The organism is Phocaeicola sp. (assembly GCF_057861905.1).
Window position 1 is genome coordinate 1 of sequence record NZ_DBMACV010000043.1, and the last position, 21,118, is coordinate 21,118.

Annotated in this window: 20 protein-coding genes and 2 tRNA genes; 8 read left to right on the plus strand and 14 right to left on the minus strand. The window is 39.3% G+C overall.

The window, feature by feature from the left end:
- The 14 genes from ACZM60_RS09435 to prmC all read right to left on the minus strand — a co-directional run.
- Positions 1–488: DUF3871 family protein (locus tag ACZM60_RS09435; protein WP_489521363.1), on the minus strand; the 488-nt coding region annotated here is incomplete at its 3' end.
- A 306-nt stretch (positions 489–794) separates the two neighbouring features.
- Complete coding sequence (locus tag ACZM60_RS09440; protein WP_489521364.1) at positions 795–2,405, minus strand: hypothetical protein; 1,611 nt, start codon at positions 2,403–2,405, stop codon at positions 795–797.
- 166 nt (positions 2,406–2,571) lie between these two features.
- Positions 2,572–3,489: a hypothetical protein gene (locus ACZM60_RS09445; protein WP_294594507.1), complete on the minus strand. Its 918-nt coding sequence runs from the start codon at positions 3,487–3,489 to the stop codon at positions 2,572–2,574.
- Positions 3,490–3,674: 185 nt separating this feature from the next.
- Entirely contained in the window at positions 3,675–3,941 is a 267-nt protein-coding gene (locus ACZM60_RS09450; protein WP_204482947.1) for a hypothetical protein, read from the minus strand.
- 167 nt (positions 3,942–4,108) lie between these two features.
- The gene (locus tag ACZM60_RS09455; RefSeq protein WP_489521365.1) at positions 4,109–5,116 is read right to left on the minus strand and encodes a hypothetical protein; all 1,008 of its coding nucleotides are present in this window, start codon (positions 5,114–5,116) and stop codon (positions 4,109–4,111) included.
- 25 nt (positions 5,117–5,141) lie between these two features.
- Positions 5,142–6,347 carry a phage integrase SAM-like domain-containing protein gene (locus ACZM60_RS09460; protein WP_472451507.1) on the minus strand — a complete coding sequence of 402 codons (1,206 nt, stop codon included), beginning with the start codon at positions 6,345–6,347 and terminating at the stop codon, positions 5,142–5,144.
- Positions 6,348–6,497: 150 nt separating this feature from the next.
- Positions 6,498–6,582, minus strand: a tRNA-Leu gene (locus ACZM60_RS09465).
- A gap of 16 nt (positions 6,583–6,598) precedes the next feature.
- Positions 6,599–6,671 (minus strand) — tRNA-Gly (locus tag ACZM60_RS09470).
- Between the two features lie 76 nt (positions 6,672–6,747).
- Positions 6,748–8,088, minus strand: a complete 1,341-nt coding sequence (gene argH, locus ACZM60_RS09475; protein WP_489521366.1) for an argininosuccinate lyase — start codon at positions 8,086–8,088, stop codon at positions 6,748–6,750.
- An 18-nt stretch (positions 8,089–8,106) separates the two neighbouring features.
- Positions 8,107–8,532 carry an SRPBCC family protein gene (locus ACZM60_RS09480; protein WP_489521367.1) on the minus strand — a complete coding sequence of 142 codons (426 nt, stop codon included), beginning with the start codon at positions 8,530–8,532 and terminating at the stop codon, positions 8,107–8,109.
- 104 nt (positions 8,533–8,636) lie between these two features.
- Positions 8,637–9,272 (minus strand): orotate phosphoribosyltransferase, encoded by a 636-nt coding sequence (gene pyrE / locus ACZM60_RS09485; protein ID WP_021970099.1) that lies wholly within the window; start codon positions 9,270–9,272, stop codon positions 8,637–8,639.
- 99 nt (positions 9,273–9,371) lie between these two features.
- Positions 9,372–10,061: a ComF family protein gene (locus ACZM60_RS09490; RefSeq protein ID WP_489521368.1), complete on the minus strand. Its 690-nt coding sequence runs from the start codon at positions 10,059–10,061 to the stop codon at positions 9,372–9,374.
- The gene (locus ACZM60_RS09495) at positions 10,045–10,524 is read right to left on the minus strand and encodes a regulatory protein RecX (RefSeq protein WP_340318677.1); all 480 of its coding nucleotides are present in this window, start codon (positions 10,522–10,524) and stop codon (positions 10,045–10,047) included. Before ACZM60_RS09495 ends, ACZM60_RS09490 begins: the two co-directional genes overlap by 17 nt.
- Positions 10,521–11,363 (minus strand): peptide chain release factor N(5)-glutamine methyltransferase, encoded by an 843-nt coding sequence (prmC, locus tag ACZM60_RS09500; protein WP_489521369.1) that lies wholly within the window; start codon positions 11,361–11,363, stop codon positions 10,521–10,523. Before prmC ends, ACZM60_RS09495 begins: the two co-directional genes overlap by 4 nt.
- A 34-nt stretch (positions 11,364–11,397) precedes the next feature.
- Here prmC and ribD point away from each other — a divergent pair, with 34 nt between their 5' ends.
- The 8 genes from ribD (at position 11,398) to ACZM60_RS09540 (ending at position 20,901) form a co-directional block, all read left to right on the plus strand.
- Positions 11,398–12,432: a bifunctional diaminohydroxyphosphoribosylaminopyrimidine deaminase/5-amino-6-(5-phosphoribosylamino)uracil reductase RibD gene (gene ribD / locus ACZM60_RS09505; protein WP_418586529.1), complete on the plus strand. Its 1,035-nt coding sequence runs from the start codon at positions 11,398–11,400 to the stop codon at positions 12,430–12,432.
- 133 nt (positions 12,433–12,565) lie between these two features.
- Positions 12,566–14,026 (plus strand): BamI family beta-barrel-assembly machinery protein, encoded by a 1,461-nt coding sequence (gene bamI, locus ACZM60_RS09510; RefSeq protein ID WP_489521370.1) that lies wholly within the window; start codon positions 12,566–12,568, stop codon positions 14,024–14,026.
- 17 nt (positions 14,027–14,043) lie between these two features.
- The gene (locus tag ACZM60_RS09515; RefSeq protein WP_021970093.1) at positions 14,044–14,781 is read left to right on the plus strand and encodes an isoprenyl transferase; all 738 of its coding nucleotides are present in this window, start codon (positions 14,044–14,046) and stop codon (positions 14,779–14,781) included.
- A 3-nt stretch (positions 14,782–14,784) separates the two neighbouring features.
- Positions 14,785–17,424 (plus strand): outer membrane protein assembly factor BamA, encoded by a 2,640-nt coding sequence (gene bamA / locus ACZM60_RS09520; protein ID WP_489521371.1) that lies wholly within the window; start codon positions 14,785–14,787, stop codon positions 17,422–17,424.
- 118 nt (positions 17,425–17,542) lie between these two features.
- On the plus strand, positions 17,543–18,055 hold the full coding sequence (locus ACZM60_RS09525) for an OmpH/Skp family outer membrane protein (protein WP_021970091.1): 513 nt from the start codon (positions 17,543–17,545) through the stop codon (positions 18,053–18,055).
- Between the two features lie 81 nt (positions 18,056–18,136).
- On the plus strand, positions 18,137–18,685 hold the full coding sequence (locus ACZM60_RS09530) for an OmpH/Skp family outer membrane protein (RefSeq protein ID WP_340318674.1): 549 nt from the start codon (positions 18,137–18,139) through the stop codon (positions 18,683–18,685).
- Positions 18,686–18,791: 106 nt separating this feature from the next.
- Positions 18,792–19,622 carry a glutamate racemase gene (gene murI, locus ACZM60_RS09535; protein WP_021970089.1) on the plus strand — a complete coding sequence of 277 codons (831 nt, stop codon included), beginning with the start codon at positions 18,792–18,794 and terminating at the stop codon, positions 19,620–19,622.
- Between the two features lie 52 nt (positions 19,623–19,674).
- Entirely contained in the window at positions 19,675–20,901 is a 1,227-nt protein-coding gene (locus tag ACZM60_RS09540; protein ID WP_489521372.1) for an anaerobic sulfatase-maturation protein, read from the plus strand.
- The last annotated feature ends 217 nt before the right edge of the window (positions 20,902–21,118 follow it).

Below are 21,118 nucleotides of genomic sequence, written 5' to 3' on the forward strand. Positions count from 1 at the left end.
AGATTCATCTGGTTGTAAGCTCTTACTCCTACGATGGAAAGATTTAGCTTGTTTCCTCCCACTGTTTCATATATGGTGGGAATATCAATGCTGAAAGCTGCCCTTTCATAGTAGATAGTCTTGTCAGATTCCAAAAGCTGATTGGCTGGCTTATGAATTGCTTCTGGGATTCTTCCTTTAATAATGTGGCTTGTTCTGATTGTAGCCTGTTCCACCTTTTCACCACTAAAGAAAGATTGTGCTGCATCCTGTATTGTTTCCACAAACTGAGCATGATTGATTGTAAGCTCATTGTCTTTAGAGAACACTGGAGTAATGCAATCATGTCTAAGATGATTCAAAGTTACTTCCTGTGTGTTGGCTTCGATAAAATGATTGACTGGCTTTACTGGCTCGTCCATGATAATGGTAGCTTCTTCTGCATATTCACCCAAATTCATTCTCTCACGATTCTGTGCCATAGATGGCATAATTACTAAATCTCTCATAATGTAATTGAATTAAATGATTATTGATTGAATGGATTAAACAAGAACGAGCCTAAAACACAAATGAATTTCTTCGTTTGTATCTTAGGCTATTCTTGTGCTTTTCCCTAAAAAGACTTTATTTGAAGTGAGGAGTTTAGTAAATTATTCCATTAGCTATGGTAATAGTGCATCGTGCCAGTTTTCTTATTAATAAGCATTCTTTTTTTAGTCAGCTATCAGAGAACGTTTTTAAAGCATTCTTTTTTTTAAAATTGCCCACGAGGGGGATAAAATAGTGGTATGCCCCCTCTTGTATATTAAATATCAAATTTCACCTAAAGCTAATTTTATAGATTTGATAGTCCGTAAACGTTTCAGTTCTTGTATTCCCAGCTTACGGTAAGCCCTGCCTAAAATAGGGTATTCATGTTCTATATCAATGGTTTGTAAGTCAAATGTCATTGGATTTGCTTTGATTTCACAATATCGTTTATGTAATTCTCTGAATTGTGGCTTTACAATTAACTCTTTGACAAACTTCTCAGGTGCGATATGCCATTTACCTTTAGTCGTTACTACTCCAGACTGAGCATAAGTTTCTCTTAATGATTTATCCGATTGATAAACCACAGTAGCAATATAGTAACTGTAAAGCTGCAACTTGGCTACCATATCATTAACGATAAATTTATTCTCTTGATAAGATAGGTAAGATTCAACCCCAACTTTCTTAATCTCATTAACCTGTTGCTTGATTGCAGGTTCTGATAGCTTGGCATTATTAAGCATATCAGCCCTTTCCTGTGCAGCTTTAACTTCCTTGTCCACTATCTGCTCCATTTCTTCAAATGTCGTATAATGGTCAGTAGCTTTAGTATTGAAGATATGGACTACCTTATTTCTAAATGGGTTGGACTTGGTTCTGATTCTTCCTACAATTTGTGGTATATCCATATCAATGCTTACCAAAGTATGTCTGTTTTGTACATTGCTTACAACAAAACAAAGTCCTGTTTCAGAGTGGAAGTCCACTCCCTCAAATGATTTTGAAGTAATAAAATTGAATCTTTTGGGAGCATCGATAGAGCTTGATATAGTATAACTCCCTAAAGTACTTCTGTTCTTAGGATTGTCGGCACAGATTATTCTATAATCATCTCCTGTTAGCTGTGTTTGTTTTAATATGGCTTTTATCTCGGTAACGCTATTGATAAAGAAATATGCTTCCCTACTCTCAATGCCGTTTACATTCAGATAGCCTTTAGTCTGATAGGTTTTGATAAACTTGGCTGCTACCATATAAGGCTTGTCCGTATGGTAAGGATAAACGGTAATTTCATCCGATTCACTCCAATTGGCAATGTATTCTGGAATACCGTTGAAAATAGAGGGTTTCAAATCCTTTGGAATAGGAGTGGCAGATAGAAAACAATAAGATTTAAACTCTTTGAAATGAGCCAGTACACCGTTGATGGCTTTATCTCTGAATGAATACTGTTTAAGGAAATTATGATATTCATCAATTAACAATTTAAATTCCTTAGGATTGATAAATTCTACTAGCTTATCTATTTTATCATAAGTACAAATGATTTTCTTTATTCCAGTAATAGATAAATAGTCTTTTAATTTCCGTTTAAGCTCATAGGTGAAATTCCCATATAAACCAAACAAATTACTAATTACTGGACTTAATCCTGCTTTACGTTCATGTTTCTTCCAGAACTTCATACTACCATCTGCATCTTTAATAGGATAGCATTTGTTCTCAATAAGTTCAGTGGTTGGAACTGCGATGATATAATTCTCACTATTAGTAAGTGCTATGGTAGTAGCACCACAACCCGTCTTGACCTTATTAAAAATGCAGTTTGCAGGAAAGTCCTCCATGATAAGGAATCCATCTTTCTCTTGAATATCTAACTTGGTTATCATATATTGTTGGCTTTTAAAAATCTGTTAGCAGTAACCATAATTATAGAACTTCAAATATGTCTAAAGTCTATAAAAGAGGTGAATTGAGATAGTTCTATAGGGCTGAAATGCCAAACTATAAAAATTGGAGTAGAGAAGCCCACCTGTCACATGGACTTCCAATTAGTTAAGCAGCCTGTTTTTCCTGCATTTCACTGATGAATAGTACCAGTTCTGCAACCAGACAGCTTTCCTTTTCATGGCATTCGCTTATTTTGTAAGCTGTAACCAGTGCTGCTGGGATTTTAGCCAATGCATACAGCACAGTTTCCATATCAAACTTATGTATGACCGTATTAATGGAATTGATGGCATATCTCTTACCTTTTTCCTGCTTGCCAAAAACCATTTCAACTGATTCAATTAGTTGTTCTGCTTCTTCTTCCGTTCTCTTTAACTCAGGAATATCCTTTACATTTAAGCCCATAGCCAACTGCATTGTTTGAGTTTGTTTTAATTTTACATCAAAAAACGACATGGCAGTATTCATAGGAATGCCGTGCTTCTTAGCAAAGTTATAGATAGAGTTGTAAGTTTGATTCTTGGATGCAATGGATGCAAAACCTAATGATTCCACATTGTTTGGTTTACGGCTATAAAGTGTAGTGTTACCAATAGCCTGTCCGTATTCCTGTAGAGAGTTAAATTTATGAATCTCAACATTCTGTAAGATTTCATCTACTTCAAATCTCCAATAAGTATCAGCGGTATCGCATGGAACATAAACATTTGGTGTGTCTTTAGGAATGATATTTCCATTTGCATCTTTCAACTCTATTTCCTCATTCCAGAATATATCAGCATTTCCTAAATGGAAAATTACGTCCAGCATTTTCTCTTTATCAATAAGAGAAATCAGGTCTGCTTTATCTTTAGGTCTTTCCATGTTATAGGTGGAATATCCCAAAATTATGTTTTCTACTGTGCCATTGATATTGGCTTTTACTGTTTTATAAGTTACTTCTTGTTTCATATCCTTATTATTTTGATTAATTTCTACTGCGTTTACGTTTTCAACCAATTTGTTATTAGTATTTTTCATCATGTTTGTCTTTATTGGGTTTTAATTTATCATCCAATCATCAAGCCTATGCGCACTTGGCTTTTTGATTACGCTGCAAAGATATGATGTTCTCATCTGGTCGATTGGTAAAGAATGTCTGCAAGTTTAGATGTATTGTTTACCACAAGAAGCCTCCCCTTTATGGGGAGGACTGTTGATTAAATGATTTACAACTCTGTCAGCTCTTGTTGCATCTCAAAAGCTACTTCTTTCAAATTGTTAACAATGCCGTTCCAATCATCTTCAATGTTGAAAATAAAATCCTCTACTACATCCTCTAATGAGCTGTCCGAATCCCCATAATCTTCTTTCAACTTTTTAATGACCTCTTTTGTTACTTCTTTGTCATTGCTGACATTCTGAACGTATGAATTAATGATGAACAGGGCTTCAAGGCTTTTTTCAATCTCTTTTTGAAATTCTGTTTTTTGCATGATTTTTCTACTTTCAGGGATTAGTCTGTGGCGACATGCCTATCAGCTTTCTGAAAGCGCTGCAAAAGTAGAGCATTTGAATAGGGCAAATTGGTAAAAAAGGGAACAAAGAAAAAGGCAATTCTTTACCACTGCAAGAACCGCCTTTTAAGTAGGAAAAGTATTATTTACCAAAGTTTTGTTCCACCTATATTATAAGGTGATGATTTGAACGTTTTGTAATCTAATAGAGCTTCTACCGTATCATATTTTTTGAGGAATGAATTCAATCTGCTTCTTATATTGTTGGCATCAGTCGTAACATCATCAGTATCTATCAATTCGATTGCTCTCAAATATGATTCAATTAAATTGGCTTGTGGTCTTGTTGGGACTTTTTCTTTTGTGGATTTTAAATGTGTGTTTTGTAGCAATTGATATGTTCCCCATATATAGAGTGATTGAGTGGGGTCAATCATTTTATTGCCTACTTTTTTATTTCCGTAGATAATATCCAATTCCTTTTGAGCTTCCTCCAGATTACTTACTCCTAAATATTGATGCAGGTATTTATTCAGAAAGTTTTCAAACCAACTATCTTTGTTATTGATAAGTATTGGGGAATTACCACCTGCTGCGATTTTAATATCAGTAATAAAGTCTTTTCCATTTTTCTGCTTGGGCTGATTGAGCGCAATGTAGAGTTTTAACATATCTGGTCTGACTTCATGGATATATTGTTGATATTGCATATCGTCATATTCTCCCTCTGATATTTGGACTTCTTTTATTCTGTTTCTGTATAGAAGTGCAGCCATGAATATCAATGCACATGAAACCAAATTTTCATTATGAAGTTCCGTAACATACGATTCCATGATTGCTGTTGGATTAAAATTTTCAAGAACAGTTACTACTATATTCTCATTGGTGGCTAATGCAAATTTTATAGCATCCACTCCCCAACCATTTTCAGATTTACACTGGTTGGCAAGTTCTTTTTCTTCTGGTGTTAAATTGAATGCTTTCTTGGTATAGACTTGGGTCAGTTCATTGGATATGTCGTCATAAGTGAACCCAAAACATCTATTTAGTTCTGGATATAGTTTCTTTATCGTTGGAATGTCAAATGTAACTTCAAGCATGGTTTCATAAATTATATTTGGAACAAAATTAAAAAAGAAAATCCCACTCACAAATACCGTAAGTGGGATAATCCTTTTATAATAGATTCTTCATTGCATCGTCCACCTGTTTATTTTCAAAACAATCCAAATAGATTTGAGTTACCTTTTCAGAACTATGTCCCAAAGACTCACTGATAATAGCTGTAGAAACTCCTGCACGCTTTAGGACGGTTGCATAAGAATGTCTGGCAACATAAGTAGTTATTTTCAATTCTATGCCTAAAGACTTACCAATCTCATTCAAATGATGATTTATATTAGCAAGCACATCATAAATGCGGTCTTTTTTCTGGGTTGGAGTACGGTTCTTGTTATCAAGTATAGGAAACAAAAATCTTCGTTTGGAATCACAATATTTATCTATTATTTCTTTTGCCTGTTCTAACAATGGTAGAATAATTTTCTTTTTCGTTTTCTGACGCACATATATTAACCTATCGTTATCAATATTATCATTAGTCAGCAAAGACATATCTGTGAAATTTATTCCTCCCATCAAATAAGAAAAAGCAAACATATCAACAGCCAATTTCTTATAAAAACAGGACGAACCAGTATTATAAGACATTATTTGCTTTACTTGTTCTTTCGTAATAGCACGTTTAGCCGTTATTGTGTGTAGTCGTGAAACTTTATATTTTCTGAAAGGATAATTATCTGGTTTTACCAATCCTTCTGTTACAGCCAAATTATAAACAACACGTAATGTTCTTAAACGTATGCCTATCGTATTCTCTGCAAGTTTCTGACCACGTAACCAAAACTCATAGTTTTTCAACCAATTCACATCAATTTCTTGAAAATAAATGTCTAAATGACCATTGAATTTCACCAGAGAAGAATAAACTTGACGAACAGAAAGAGCATACCCTATCCTATTTTCTTTTTTCAATTGTTCAATATATTCAATGAACAAACCATTAACTGTTTTCGCTTTTACAGATAAATCAACTGTTTCAAGTAATGTAGTTAACGTATAATCCTTATTTCTGGAAGAAAAATCAAGAATTTGCTCTGAATATTTTTGTTCCTTTTCCTTTATCAAGGTATTTATCTGCTCCTTATTAGGACAATTCCTTTTAGGTCTATTCTTCTCAAAGTCCCAATATTGAGGTTTTACGGAAACACCAAGGCTAACATATTTCTTTTTTCCATCTTTACACACGCGAATCATCAAAGGGTGCTCGCCATTACTTAATGTTTTTGACTTGTAACACAACACATTAACTGTAGCATTCATAATAAATTCTGGTTTAACTCTTGGTTTAACTTTGGGGTTAACTTTGAGCTCCAGAAACACATAAACAGAATATAATCAGGATAAAAGTACAGTGCCGTACACATAAAGAAAAAGCTCCATAAATCATTGATTCACAGAGCTTTAAGCAAGTACTCGAAGCGGGACTTGAACCCGCACAGCCGCAATGGCCAAGGGATTTTAAGTCCCTCGTGTCTACCGATTCCACCATTCGAGCAGCCTTTCAAAAAAAGAGCGGAAAACGAGACTCGAACTCGCGACCCTAACCTTGGCAAGGTTATGCTCTACCAACTGAGCTATTTCCGCGTTTACGGGTGCAAATGTAGGGAGTTTTATAATAAGCTCCAAACATTTCTCCCGTTTTCTTATCAAAAAAACTTTTTTAACGACCTAAAAGTTGCTTTTCTGCCTGCTCAACAGCTGCAAAATTAAAGTCTTTCAAAACTTTTTCCATCAACTCGGTAATTTTATCATTACACAAATTGCCAATGCTTCCGGCGTGAGTATGATGTACTTCTTTGCTATGTGTAAAGTTGCCGGCTTCAATATCCAGCCCTACTTTCTTATAAGCATCGCGGAAAGGCATACCCTCTGCTGCCAGACGATTCACTTCCTCTACACTAAACATATAGATGTATTTATCATCATCCAATATATGTTCGTTTACCTTAATTTTATCCATGATATAAGCAGACATGCGCAAGCAGTCCTTCAACTCATCGAATGCAGGCAGAAATACTTCTTTAATAATTTGCAAATCGCGGAAATATCCTGACGGCAAATTGTTCATTATCATCATAATCTGCTGAGGAAGTGATTGTAATTTATTGCATTTTGCACGAGTCAATTCGAATACATCAGGATTTTTCTTATGCGGCATGATACTGGAGCCCGTAGTACATTCGTCCGGAAGCTTCACAAAACCAAAGTTCTGACAACTGAACATACAAGCATCGAAAGCCATCTTAGAAACAGTCCCCGCAACAGAAGCCAAAGCAAAAGCTACATTACGCTCCATCTTTCCACGCCCCATCTGAGCATAAACCACATTATAGTTCATTGAGTCAAATCCCAACAAACGAGTTGTCATTTCACGATCGAGGGGAAATGAAGAACCATAGCCAGCGGCTGAGCCCAGAGGATTGCGATTACACATCTTATATGCAGCCTGAAGGAACATCATATCATCAACCAGACTCTCGGCATATGCCCCAAACCACAAACCAAATGAGGAAGGCATAGCTATCTGCAAATGAGTATACCCAGGCATCAAGACATCCTTATATTTATTACTTTGGGAAATCAGCACATGAAACAAGTCTGCTACAGCTTCAACTATCTGCTTAAGCTGCTCACGAGTGAAAAGTTTCAAATCAACCAGCACCTGATCATTTCGAGAACGTCCGCTATGTATTTTTTTACCGATATCTCCCAGTTTACGCGTCAACATCAGCTCTACCTGAGAATGCACATCTTCTATACCATCCTCAATAATAAACTCTCCGCGTTCGGCAGATGCATAAATATTTTTCAATTCATTCAGCAAGACTTGTAATTCATCAGCAGTCAACAGCCCGATACTCTCCAGCATCGTGATATGAGCCATCGAACCCAATACATCGTGTTTTGCCAGATAAAGATCCAGTTCACGATCTCTCCCAACGGTAAAGCGGTCTATTTCCTCGTTTACCTGAACACTCTTTTCCCAAAGTTTCTGAGCCATAGTTTTTATTGATTAATATTAATACGGTATCATAGCCAGCATATCAGCCAGTTTCTCAACTCCTTCCTGAAGCGGTTTCGAAATCATCGCCTTCATAAACATGTTTACTTCGGCACGAATAGTAACTTTCATCTTAGCCTCTTCTTCTGTAACCGGAAGTATCTGTATCCACAAATTCAAAGGAACAGGAGTCTTATCTCCCTCGAATTTGACACACTTCATCGGTTCACGCTCGATGATACGCAAAGTCAGGCTGATTCCTTGTACCTTCACGGTCAAAGAATCTCGATCGAAAGACAAATCTTCCACCTTTCCTTGCAATTTTTCCTTCATCATGTCCAGACGTTCACGTACTGATTCCAAGTTACTCAGGTCGGACAACTTAGTATATACTCGTTCCTGGCTATAAGGAACATGCTTTACAGTGCTTTCAAATTGTACCATAAGCTGTTTTTACATAAAAAAGAACACGGATTGCATGGATAACACGATTTGCTGAGAAACCGTGCACTCCGTGTAATCCGTGCTCCAATATATTTAACGTTGAATTATTTTCCTGTCCAATGTGCAGGGTCTTTTCTCCAAGCCTGAAGAACCGGAATATCCTGTTCGTCGATATAATCAGTTTTCAAAGCTGCATCCAAAACAGCATTGTAATTGGTCAGTGTTACCAATTCTACCTTTGCTTCTTTGAAAGCTTCTACTGAAACATCGAATCCATAAGTGAAAGAAGCAACCATACCGATAACTTCGCATCCATTACGACGGATAGCATCAACTGCCTTCAAACTACTTCCACCTGTAGAAATCAAATCTTCTACAACAACCACTTTCATACCTGGACGAAGCTCACCTTCAATCAGATTTTCCAATCCATGATCTTTAGGGCTTGAACGTACATATACAAACGGAAGGTTCAACTCTTCTGCCACCAAAGCACCCTGAGCAATTGCTCCTGTTGCAACACCGGCAATAGCATCTACCTCACCAAACTTTTCAAGAATTACGCGACACAATTCCAACTTTACAAAATTACGCAAAGTAGGATAAGACAATGTCTTACGGTTGTCACAATAAATAGGCGATTTCCAACCTGAAGCCCAAGTAAACGGGTTAGCTGGCTGAATCTTTACGGCTTTTACTTTTAATAATTTCTCTGCAAATAATCTTTCCAAAGCTTTCATAACCTTAATATATCTGATAAACGTTGGTGCAAAATTATGTAAATCCTACGTGAATATGAAATATATGTGTACATTTTTTAGTTAAAGAAAGCATATTATTTATCTTGCCCATGCCAAAGTTAGCACACTTATTCTTATATTTTTCAGTTCAAATAAAGCATCAGCACAAGCTATCAACGTAGCACCTGTCGTCAGCACATCATCTACTAATAAAACATGCTTTCCCTCTAAACAAGATGCTGTTACAGTTGCCTGAAACAAACCTTCTACATTCTTCCAACGCGCATATCCGCTTTTATGGGTTTGTGTAGCATTATTACGTAAACGGATTATTGCATCCGTAACAAGAGGTATACCTGTAACCTTTGATATTCCACTGGCAAGAAGCTCACTCTGATTATATCCACGCTGACGTAAACGAGCACGATACAATGGAACAGGCAGCAAACAATCCACTCCTTCAAAAAAGCCGGAAGCAAGCAGCTCACCTGCCATCAACTCTCCCATCTTGCAACAAAGAGTTTTACGTCCATGATACTTCATAGCATACAGAATCAAAGCTACATCTCCTCCTTTGGCGTAATAAAAGAGTGAAGAGGCACGAACAATAGGAAAGCGTCCCCAAAAACATTTTTCCATTTCATTACCGGGGGTATTACCTAAATTAGTATAAGGCAATGACGAAAAGCAGGATATGCAAAGTCCTTCTTCTCCCACTAACAGTTTTCTTCCACACGACAAGCACAAACGTGGAAAGAAAAAATCTCGTATGTCAGTCCATAAACTCATCGGGATCTATCTGCTTTACGTAACGTAACACTTCACCCATCGTAAATCCTCTACCGACTGCAAAACGAATCAGCTTGGTATTACGCTCATATTCATTTTTCCCCGAGACCGACTTACTTTTCTGACGCAACAAATCGCGTAGGCCTTTTGCATATTCTTCCTCATCAATTTCAGCCACTCCAGCTTCAATCTCTTCTGAAGACAAGTGTTTCATACGTAATGCCTGAACAATTTTTACTCTTCCCCAGCGCGCGAAACGGTATTTGTCGCGCACGAAAGCTCGACAAAAACGAACTGAATCTACATAGCGTTCTTTTTGTAAATGCTCCAATATGCGCTCCGACATTTCTCCATCAGCTCCCCATTGAATAAGCTTAGCCATTACTTCAGCAGGACAATGTTCTGTAGTAGAACAATATGCTTCAGCCTTATATTTCAACTCGTCTTCTGTATATTCTTTCATGGTCTGGATGCTTTTATCATACGATCATTACCATACTGGTCCTTCCGCAATTCGACAGATTTATATCCCATCTGCTGCAATAGCTCAACTGTTTCTCTACCATAAGCTCGGTTTATTTCGTAATATAATACACCTTTCGAAGATAAAATATTGCATCCCACTTCCGCTATTCTTCTATAAAACAGCAAAGGATCGTTATCTGGAACAAACAATGCCAGCTCAGGTTCCCAGTCCAAGACGTTACGTTCCATATCGCTCCGTTCTTTTTCTGTAATATAAGGTGGATTACTAACCAAAATGTCAGTATAAATTTCAGGAAGCGTAGTGCTGAGTATATCAACTTGAGCCAAGGTTATTTCAGCTCCATTCAAACGTTTATTCCGCTCTGCTATCGCCAAGGCTTCAGACGACACATCCCATGATGTCACTCTACTATTAGTCAAACGTTTAGCCAGTGCAACAGGAATACATCCACTGCCTGTTCCTACATCAAGTATCCGAACTTCTGATTCATCCGCATAATCTGACACAATCCAGTCTACCAGCTCCTCCGTTTCCGGGCGAGGTATCAATACGCCAGGAGCAACCTCAAAAGATAAGCCACAAAAAGTAGTTTTACCTAATATATATTGTAATGGTTCATACCTTTTAAGGCGAGAGAGAATATCTTCCAGTTTGGCACACTCTTTCGTAGAAAAATTCATATCTTTGCCCGCATAGAGGTCTATTGTGGAAAGACAGAACACATCTGTCAATATCCACTTTGCCAATGCCGATGCTTCCGAATCGGAATATATGCCTGCGAGCGATTGCTTGATATAAGTATATGTAGGATGCATAGGTACAAATGTAAGAATAAAAAAGAAACGGACTATGACAAAAGACGAAAAATATATCCGGCGTTGCATTCAACTGGCACGCAACGGAATGTGTAATGCTGCCCCTAATCCCATGGTAGGAGCTGTAATTGTTCATAACGACCGCATTATCGGCGAAGGTTATCATGCACGCTGTGGAGAAGGGCATGCCGAAGTCAATGCCATTCGTTCGGTAAAAGACGAAAGTCTGCTCCGGGAATCAACCATTTATGTCAGTCTCGAACCGTGTTCTCACTATGGGAAGACACCACCCTGCGCCGATTTAATTATAAGAAAAGGAATTCCTCGTGTAGTAGTGGGATGCGTCGATCCCTTTTCGCTTGTTTCAGGCAGAGGCATCCAAAAGTTAAAAGATGCAGGAATCGACGTAAAAGTAGGGATATTGGAAGATGAATGCCGTAAGTTGATCAAGCGCTTCATAACATTCAACACTCAACAACGTCCATACATTACCTTAAAATGGGCCGAGTCGGCAGATGGTTTCATTGATATAAACCGAAAAGAAGGCCAGCCTGTTGTCCTGTCTACCCCCATCACATCGATGTATGTACACAAACAGCGGGCAGAACATCATGCAATTCTGGTAGGCCGAAAAACTGCATTATTGGATAACCCTTCACTAACAACACGCAACTGGTATGGGAAAAATCCGGTTCGTCTGGTAATAGACAAGGAGCTTACTCTTCCTGCATCACTGAAACTCTTCGACGGAAGTACACCGACATGGGTATTTACAGCCCTCGACAAAGCCTCTACACCACAAGTTACTTATTTTAAACTGGACTTTAGCCAGAGTATCCTTCCGCAAATACTACAAAAGCTTTACGAAAACAAGTTGCAAGCATTACTTGTAGAAGGAGGCAGCCAACTGTTACAATCTTTCATAGACGAAGAACTTTGGGATGAAATTTACGTAGAACACGCTGTCAAAATCCTCGGAGATGGCATAAAAAGCCCTGTCATACCCAACGGATATAAGAAAGACTTTCTGTTACGTGATGGTGTTACAGTAACTCATTATGAGAGATAAGCAAAAAAATATGCCAGTTCGTAGATAAAAAAGTTACGCTTATCCATAATTTTATATAAAACTTGACATAAAAGTTCCTATTCGAAAAAAAACTTTCTACTTTTGCAACTTGTAATCAAAGACCATTTTATAAATGAAAATAAAGTTTTTACCTATACTACTGGTTAGTTTATTGACAGCAATGTCGACTATGACTTCTTGTCTTGACAGTGATATTGAGCAAGTTACTTATAGTTCGGAAACCAGTATTACATCATTTTCACTCGGAACGTTACACGTTAAACGAGTAGGAAAAGATTCTAAAGGAGAAGATTCTACGTATACCGATACTATTTCCATGGCGAATTATCCGTTTACTATCGATCAGACAATGAGAACGATAGAGAATAAAGACTCTCTCCCGGTAGGAACAGATATATCAAGGGTAATAACGAATCTCACTGCTGACACAAACTATATTTTATACGGTAAGATTGATTCGGAAGGAGCAGAGCCGCACGATACACTTTGGACTTCAACTGATTCTATCAACTTCGCAGTTGCTCCTGCTGAAGGATTGGCTTTCACAGTTTGGGCTTACAGCGGAGTTAAAGGAAGAGCCTATCATGTAAAAATCAACGTACACAAACAGGAGCCAGACTCATTACAATGGAGCAAAGAGCCAATGGGCAGTGAGTTTACTTCAGGCTCATTAATTAAACAAAAAGCCATTTATACAAATAATAAGATATATGTATTCGGAAAAACATCAGCAGGAAAAGCTGTTGCCGAATATACCACTGTATCAAGCGGCAACCCGGGAAGTACATGGACTGCCATCGAATTACCGCAGCAAACTGATACTTATTCGGCTACATTATGCCAGGGAAATATTTACTTCCTTGCTAATCAGGCATTGTATAAACTGACAGAAAGTGGATATGGATCTCACAACACAACGGTAGGCCTCGACCAACTTTTAGCAAGTATAGACAATTCACTTTATGCCCGTACTGCCAACAATGAATCATTCATATACGATGTACAAAACAATACAGGAGCTGCAGAGAATTTCAATCTTACCGATTTTCCCGACAAAGGACAAAAAATCCTCTCTGCCAACCTGCCTGTATCTTATAATAGCAGCTTAACCCGTGCTGTCCTTATGGGATATAATCCAGACAAAGCAGACGGTTCCGGCTTCGTTTCCACACGAATGACAAACGATAGGATGTGGAGTACATACAACTACGAACAAGCAGACACATTCAGATGTCCGAATATCGTAGATCCATCTATCATTTATTATAACAAGAATTTATATGTATTCGGTGGTGAAATCACAAGTAAAGATTATACCGATTATAAATCACCATTTAGCGCATTATTCTATTCTACAGATAACGGACTGACATGGGAGCCTGTAAAGGAAGATATGACATTTGCTACAGAAGGTACATCGTTCGTCGACTTGTATAATAGAGGAAAAAGCAAAGGTGAAGGAAGCTACTCATGTGTAGTAGACCAGAACAACTTTATCTGGATCATCTGGAACGATGGCTATATGAGCAGAGGTCGTGTAAATCATTTTGGCTTCCTTCCTAAATGGGAATAAATCTAAATTCAAAAGCTATGCTATATAAAGACCAAGTGGACAAGACACGAATACCCGCCCACATTGCTATCATCATGGATGGCAACGGACGATGGGCTAAGCAACGGGGACAAGCCCGCTCGTTTGGCCATCAAGCGGGTGCGGAAACAGTTCATGTCATTGCAGAAGAAGCGGCACGCTTAGGAGTAAAATATTTAACTCTCTATACCTTTTCTACCGAAAACTGGAACCGCCCTGCAGATGAAGTTGCAGCTTTGATGAGCCTCCTGATGGATTCCATCGAGGAAGAAACATTTATGAAAAACAATATCAGTTTCCGAATCATCGGAGAAACTGAAAAACTACCTGCCGACGTATTAAAGCGGCTGAATCAATGCATAGAACGTACTTCAAAAAATACAGGCATGTGTCTGGTTCTGGCTTTGAGTTATTCTTCCAAATGGGAAATAACCCAGGCTGTCAAGCAAATTGCCGGCAAAGTTGCCAATGGTGAACTGGAAATAGACACTATAACCGACCACACCATCGACCAGTATCTGGCGACTAATTTCATGCCCGATCCGGATTTACTGATACGAACGGGAGGCGAAATACGCTTGAGCAATTACCTGTTATGGCAATGTGCTTATTCCGAACTTTATTTTTGCGATACATTTTGGCCCGACTTTAAGGAAGAAGAGCTATGTAAAGCGATCTGTGATTATCAACGAAGAGAACGCCGATTCGGCAAAACAAGTGAACAAATATTGAAATAAGAAATGCGATACTGTTTTTACCTCATTCTATTGACTCTGGCTTGTGTATTCAGTTTTTCAACGGCACATGCACAAGAAAACAACAATACAGAAAATGACCAGCCGGTAATTTTATACAATGGCACTCCCAAAAAGTATGAAATAGCCGATATCAAGGTTACAGATATTGAAAACTATGAAGACTATGTCTTGATTGGTATATCAGGACTGGCAGTAGGTCAGACAATTACTGTACCGGGTGATGATATTACAAGTGCAATCAAGCGCTATTGGCGTCATGGACTGTTTTCTGATGTCAAAATCACAGCAGAGAAAATAGAAGGTAACAAAATTTATTTGTTCATCCATCTGTCATTACGTCCACGTATCACTGATATCCGCTTCAATGGAGTAAAGAAGAGTGAACGCGAAGATTTGCAGGCAAAGCTGGGTATGTCTAAAGGCAGTCAGATTACTCCTAACCTGATAGACCGTGCAAAGATTATTATCAAAAGACACTTTGACGACAAAGGATTCAAGAATGCTGAAATCAATATCGTAGAACGTGAAGATCCTGCAAACAAAGAACAAGTATATGTAGACGTAAACATCGACAAAAAGGACAAGGTAAAAGTTCACAAAATTACGATCGATGGTAACAGTGTACTGAGTGACAAGAAGTTGAAGCGTGTCATGAAGAAGACCAACGAAAAAGGTAAACTGATTAACTTGTTCCGAGCCAAGAAGTTTATCAACGAAAGATATGAAGAAGATAAACAGAAGATTATCGATAAATATAATGAGTTGGGATATCGTGATGCTATTATCGAATTAGATAGTGTTTCTCCATACGATGAAAAGGCCGTAGATGTATACATGAAAATATACGAAGGTAACAAGTATTACCTGAGAGATATTACATGGGTAGGTAATACGGTATATCCTTCCGACCTGCTGAACGAACAGTTACGTATGAAGCGAGGCGATGTATACAACCAGAAACTTTTGAATGACCGTATCAGTAACGATGAAGATGCTATCGGTAACAACTATTATAACCGAGGTTATGTATTCTATCACCTCGACCCTGTAGAAGTTAATATCGACGGCGACTCTATCGATTTGGAAATGCGTATCGTCGAGGGTCCACAGGCAAGTATTAGTCATGTACGCATCAATGGTAATGACCGCTTGTATGAAAACGTAGTTCGTCGTGAGCTCCGTACTCGTCCGGGCGACTTATTCAGTAAAGAAGCACTGGAACGTTCCTATCGTGAAATTGCACAGATGGGACATTTCAACCCTGAAAATATCAAACCGGATGTACAGCCCAACTACGAAAATGGAACAGTTGATATCAACTGGGGACTGGAATCTAAAGCGAACGACCAGGTAGAGTTTTCTGCCGGTTGGGGACAAACAGGTATCATCGGTAAGTTGAGCTTGAAATTTACCAACTTCTCGTTTGCTAACCTCTTCCGCAAAAACGATAATTTCCGTGGTTTCCTACCACAAGGTGATGGTCAGACATTAACCATCAGTGGTCAGACCAACGGTCAGTACTACCAGTCGTATAGTATTTCATTCCTTGACCCATGGTTCGGAGGCAAACGTCCGAATTCATTATCTGTATCAGCATTCTACTCTGTACAGACCGATGTCAGCAGTCAGTATTATAACTCTGCTTACATGAACAACTATTACAACTATCTGAGCGGTTACGGAAACTACTATGGTGGTTATTATGATAACTACGAGTCTTACTACGACCCGGACAAGTCAATCAAGATGTTCGGACTTTCATTAGGTTGGGGTAAACGTCTTCGCTGGCCGGATGACTACTTCACGTTAACAGCCGAATTGTCATATCAGCGATTCATGTTGAAAGACTGGAGTTATTTGTACATCATGCTGAACAACGGACAGTATATGAATACCGGTAACTGTAACAGCTTAAGCTTGAATTTAACATTATCTCGTAATTCAACCGATAACCCGATCTTCCCGCGTTACGGTTCAGAATTCAGCGCTTCTTTACAGATTACTCCGCCTTACTCACTGTTCAGTAAGAAAGATTATTCTACTTACGGAAAAGACAACTACGAAGAAGCAGCCAGCATGTATAAGTGGATTGAATACCACAAATGGAAATTCAAAGCAAAAACTTATACAGCCCTGATGGATATCCAGAAATGTCCGGTTATTATGACACGTACCGAATTTGGTATTTTGGGACACTTCAACAAATATAAACGTTCACCGTTTGAAACCTTCTACGTAGGAGGTGATGGTATGACAGGATACAGTTACAACTATGCTTCTGAAACCATTGCACTGCGTGGTTACGAAAACGGTTCTCTGACTCCGTACGGAAGTGAAGGTTATGCTTACATCCGCTTAGGAGCCGAATTACGTTACCCGTTGATGCTGGAAAATTCAACCAGTATCTATGCACTGGGATTTGTAGAAGCTGGTAATGCATGGAACGATGTAAGCAAGTTCAATCCGTTCCAGTTGAAGCGTTCTGCCGGTGTAGGTGTACGTATCTTCCTGCCGATGATTGGTATGATGGGTATTGACTGGGCCTATGGTTTCGACAAGATCAATGGTTCTACTCAGTACAGCGGAAGTCAGTTCCACTTCATCATCGGACAAGAATTCTAAAAAAGAAAGACCAATTAATGAAGAACTGAAGGATGAGAAATGAAAATTGAAAACAAGAGGCCGGCTTGGCTGACAGATTTTTCATTTATCATTCTTCATTATATTAAAAACATCGCTTATGAAAAAAGTCATCTTTTTAGCAGCATTGCTCGTGTGCAGCATCGCCACACAAGCACAACGATTTGCCTTGGTAGACATGGAATACATTTTGAAGCAGATTCCGGCCTACGAACAAGCAAACCAGCAAATGGAGAACCTTTCAAAACAGTGGCAAAGTGAAATAGAAGCAAAGACTCAAGAAGCCAAGACACTGTATGATAATTATCAGAAAAGTGCTTCTACGCTGTCGGCTACCCAAAAGACAGAACGAGAAAACGCCATCATTGCAAAGGAGAAAGAAGCAGCCGACTTGCGCAAAAAATACTTTGGTCCTGAAGGTGAAGGCATGAAAAAGCGTCAGGAACTAATCAACCCTATTCAGGATGCGATATACAATGCCATAAAGGAAATCGCAACACAAAAGAGCTATGATGCAGTAATAGACCGAGCATCGGCACAAAGCATGATTTTTGCCTCTCCACGTATAGACATAAGCAACGAAGTCCTTGCCAAATTAGGATATTCAAATTAATTTTATACTTTTGCAAAGTCTAAGATAAACAACATGTAAAACCAAAAATAAATTAATAACACAATAGAAACAAATAAGATTATGTTGAAAAAAATTGCTTTATTACTTTTACTCATCGCTCCGATGAGTGTATTTGCACAGAAGTTCGCACACTTCAAGTCTATGGACATCATCCCGGTTATGCCGGAATATGCAAAAGCTCAAACTGACATTCAGGCATTGCAGAAACAGTATGAAGACGAAATCAAACGTGCATCTGATGAGTTCAACAAGAAATTTGCCGAATATCAGCAAGAACAGAAAACTCTTCCACAAAATATTCAGGAACGTCGTCAGAAAGAACTTCAGGAACTTTCTGATAAAGGTATGCAGTTCCAGCAGGATGCACAGCAGCAACTGCAGAAAGCTTACAGCGATATGATGGAACCAATCTATAAGAAACTGGAAGATGCTGTAAAAGCTATTGGTACTGCAGGTGGCTATACTTATGTATTCGACCTGAACCGTACTGACATCCCTTACGTAAACGAAACAATGTCGAAAGATGTAACAAACGACATCAAGACGAAGTTAGGTATCAGCCTGACAGCTGTTCCGGCTGCAGCACCGGCAGCAACTCCTGCTCAGTAAAAACGTGTTTTCAACGTAACAAAAATAAAGTTGTCATTGGCTTTATCCCAGAAACAGATAAGGTCAATGACAATTCTTTTTTTTCACCTCTTAATCAAATTTCCCCATGTTTTCCACAACTGGACCTATCGGAGTATTCGATTCTGGATACGGAGGACTGACTATCCTCGACAAGATCCGTGAATTACTGCCTCAGTACGATTATATCTATCTGGGAGATAATGCCCGTACCCCATACGGCACACGTTCTTTCGAAGTCGTTTACGAATTCACCCTGCAAGCCGTACGTAAACTGTTCGAGTTAGGCTGCCCGCTGGTTATCCTGGCCTGCAATACGGCTTCGGCAAAAGCCTTAAGAAGCATCCAGCAAAACGACTTGCCACATATTGACTCAAGCCGGCGAGTACTGGGAGTAATTCGTCCTACAGCCGAATGTATAGGCGAGCTGACTGTTACACGCCACGTCGGACTTCTTGCTACAGCTGGAACAGTAAAATCTCAGTCCTACCCGCTGGAAGTACGGAAGCTGTATCCCGACGTACAACTCACCGGAGTAGCATGCCCGCTCTGGGTTCCACTGGTAGAAAACAACGAATTCAATTCGCCGGGAGCCGACTACTTTGTACGTAAGTACATCAACCAATTGCTGGAACAAGATCCGGAAATAGATACCATTATATTAGGTTGTACACACTATCCCCTGCTGATGGACAAGATACGTCAGTTTACTCCGCCACATATTCGCCTCGTTGCTCAGGGAGAATACGTAGCACATAGCCTGAAAGATTACCTTCGCCGTCATCCCGAAATAAGGACCCGCTGTACGGCAGGGGGAAGCTGCGAGTTTCTCACGACCGAATCGGTCGAAAAATTTCAGGAAGCTGCATCTATTTTCCTGCACCAGCAAGTACACGTACGAAGCATCACTTTAGAATAATCTTCACACATATAATTACCATTCAGCTAACATCACACTAAACCATCATACTATGACTACATTCGCCCCGTTTGCACGCCCGATGTATATCATGGCAAAGCCAGCCGGTTCACTATGCAATCTGGCCTGCCACTACTGCTACTATCTGGAAAAGGCCAAACTTTATCAGGACACTCCCAAGCAAATCATGAGTGACGAGCTGCTGGAAAAGTTCATCAAAGAATACATAGAGAGTCAGACCATGCCACAGGTTCTTTTTACATGGCATGGCGGAGAAACCTTGATGCGTCCCCTCGATTTCTATAAAAAGGTGATAATGTTACAAAAGAAATATGGCAGAGGCAGAAGCATAGACAATTGCATCCAGACAAATGGTACTTTACTGACCGACGACTGGTGCCGTTTTTTTCACGATAACCACTGGCTGGTAGGGGTTTCCATCGACGGGCCACAGGAGTTCCACGACGAATACCGGAAAAACAAACAGGGAAAGCCTTCGTTTGTCAAGGTCATGCAAGGAATCAATCTGCTGAACAAACATCAGGTAGAATGGAATGCACTGGCTGTCGTAAACGATTTCAATGCCGACTATCCGCTCGATTTTTATCATTTCTTTAAGGAAATAGGTTGCCGGTATATTCAGTTTACTCCGATTGTGGAACGTATCTTCCGACATGCCGACGGACGCTATCTTGCCTCGGTAGAAGAAGGAGCTGAAGAAACGCTAACCGACTTCTCGGTTACTCCCGAGCAATGGGGAAACTTTCTCTGCACCATATTCGATGAATGGGTACGAAATGACGTAGGCGAATATTTTATCCAGCTATTCGACTCAACCCTTGCCAACTGGGTAGGCGAACAGCCCGGCATTTGTACACTGGCAAAGAACTGTGGGCATGCGGGAGTCATGGAATTTAACGGTGACGTATATGCTTGCGACCATTTTGTTTTTCCACAATATAAGCTGGGCAATATCTATTCAAAATCGCTGGTAGAAATGATGTACAGCGAAAAACAACTGCAATTCGGTCGCGATAAATCGGAAAAGCTGCCTACGCAGTGCAAGGAATGCCAGTATCTGTTTGCCTGCAACGGCGAATGTCCGAAGAACCGTTTCTGCAAGACCGCTTCCGGAGAGCCCGGACTGAATTATCTGTGCAAGGGATACTACCAGTACTTCGACCATGTAGCGCCTTACATGGATTTCATGAAAAAAGAATTGCTGGCACAGCGCCCGCCAGCCAATATCATGGAAGCTATCCGAAAGGGAGAACTCTGACACTGACTATCTCTCACTTTCCAGCAAAGATACAGATGAACTCGGACACACGATACCGGCTTTTCTCAAGGTATCGGCATGAGTTCATCTTTTTTTGTACAAACTTTCGATTTTTTTTGTACAAAAAATAAAAAAACGTCAAGACGTTTTTTACCAGACAGCACCACATCTTTTTCAACTCCCTGCAAGTTCCCATAAACAGAATACCCCTTTCACG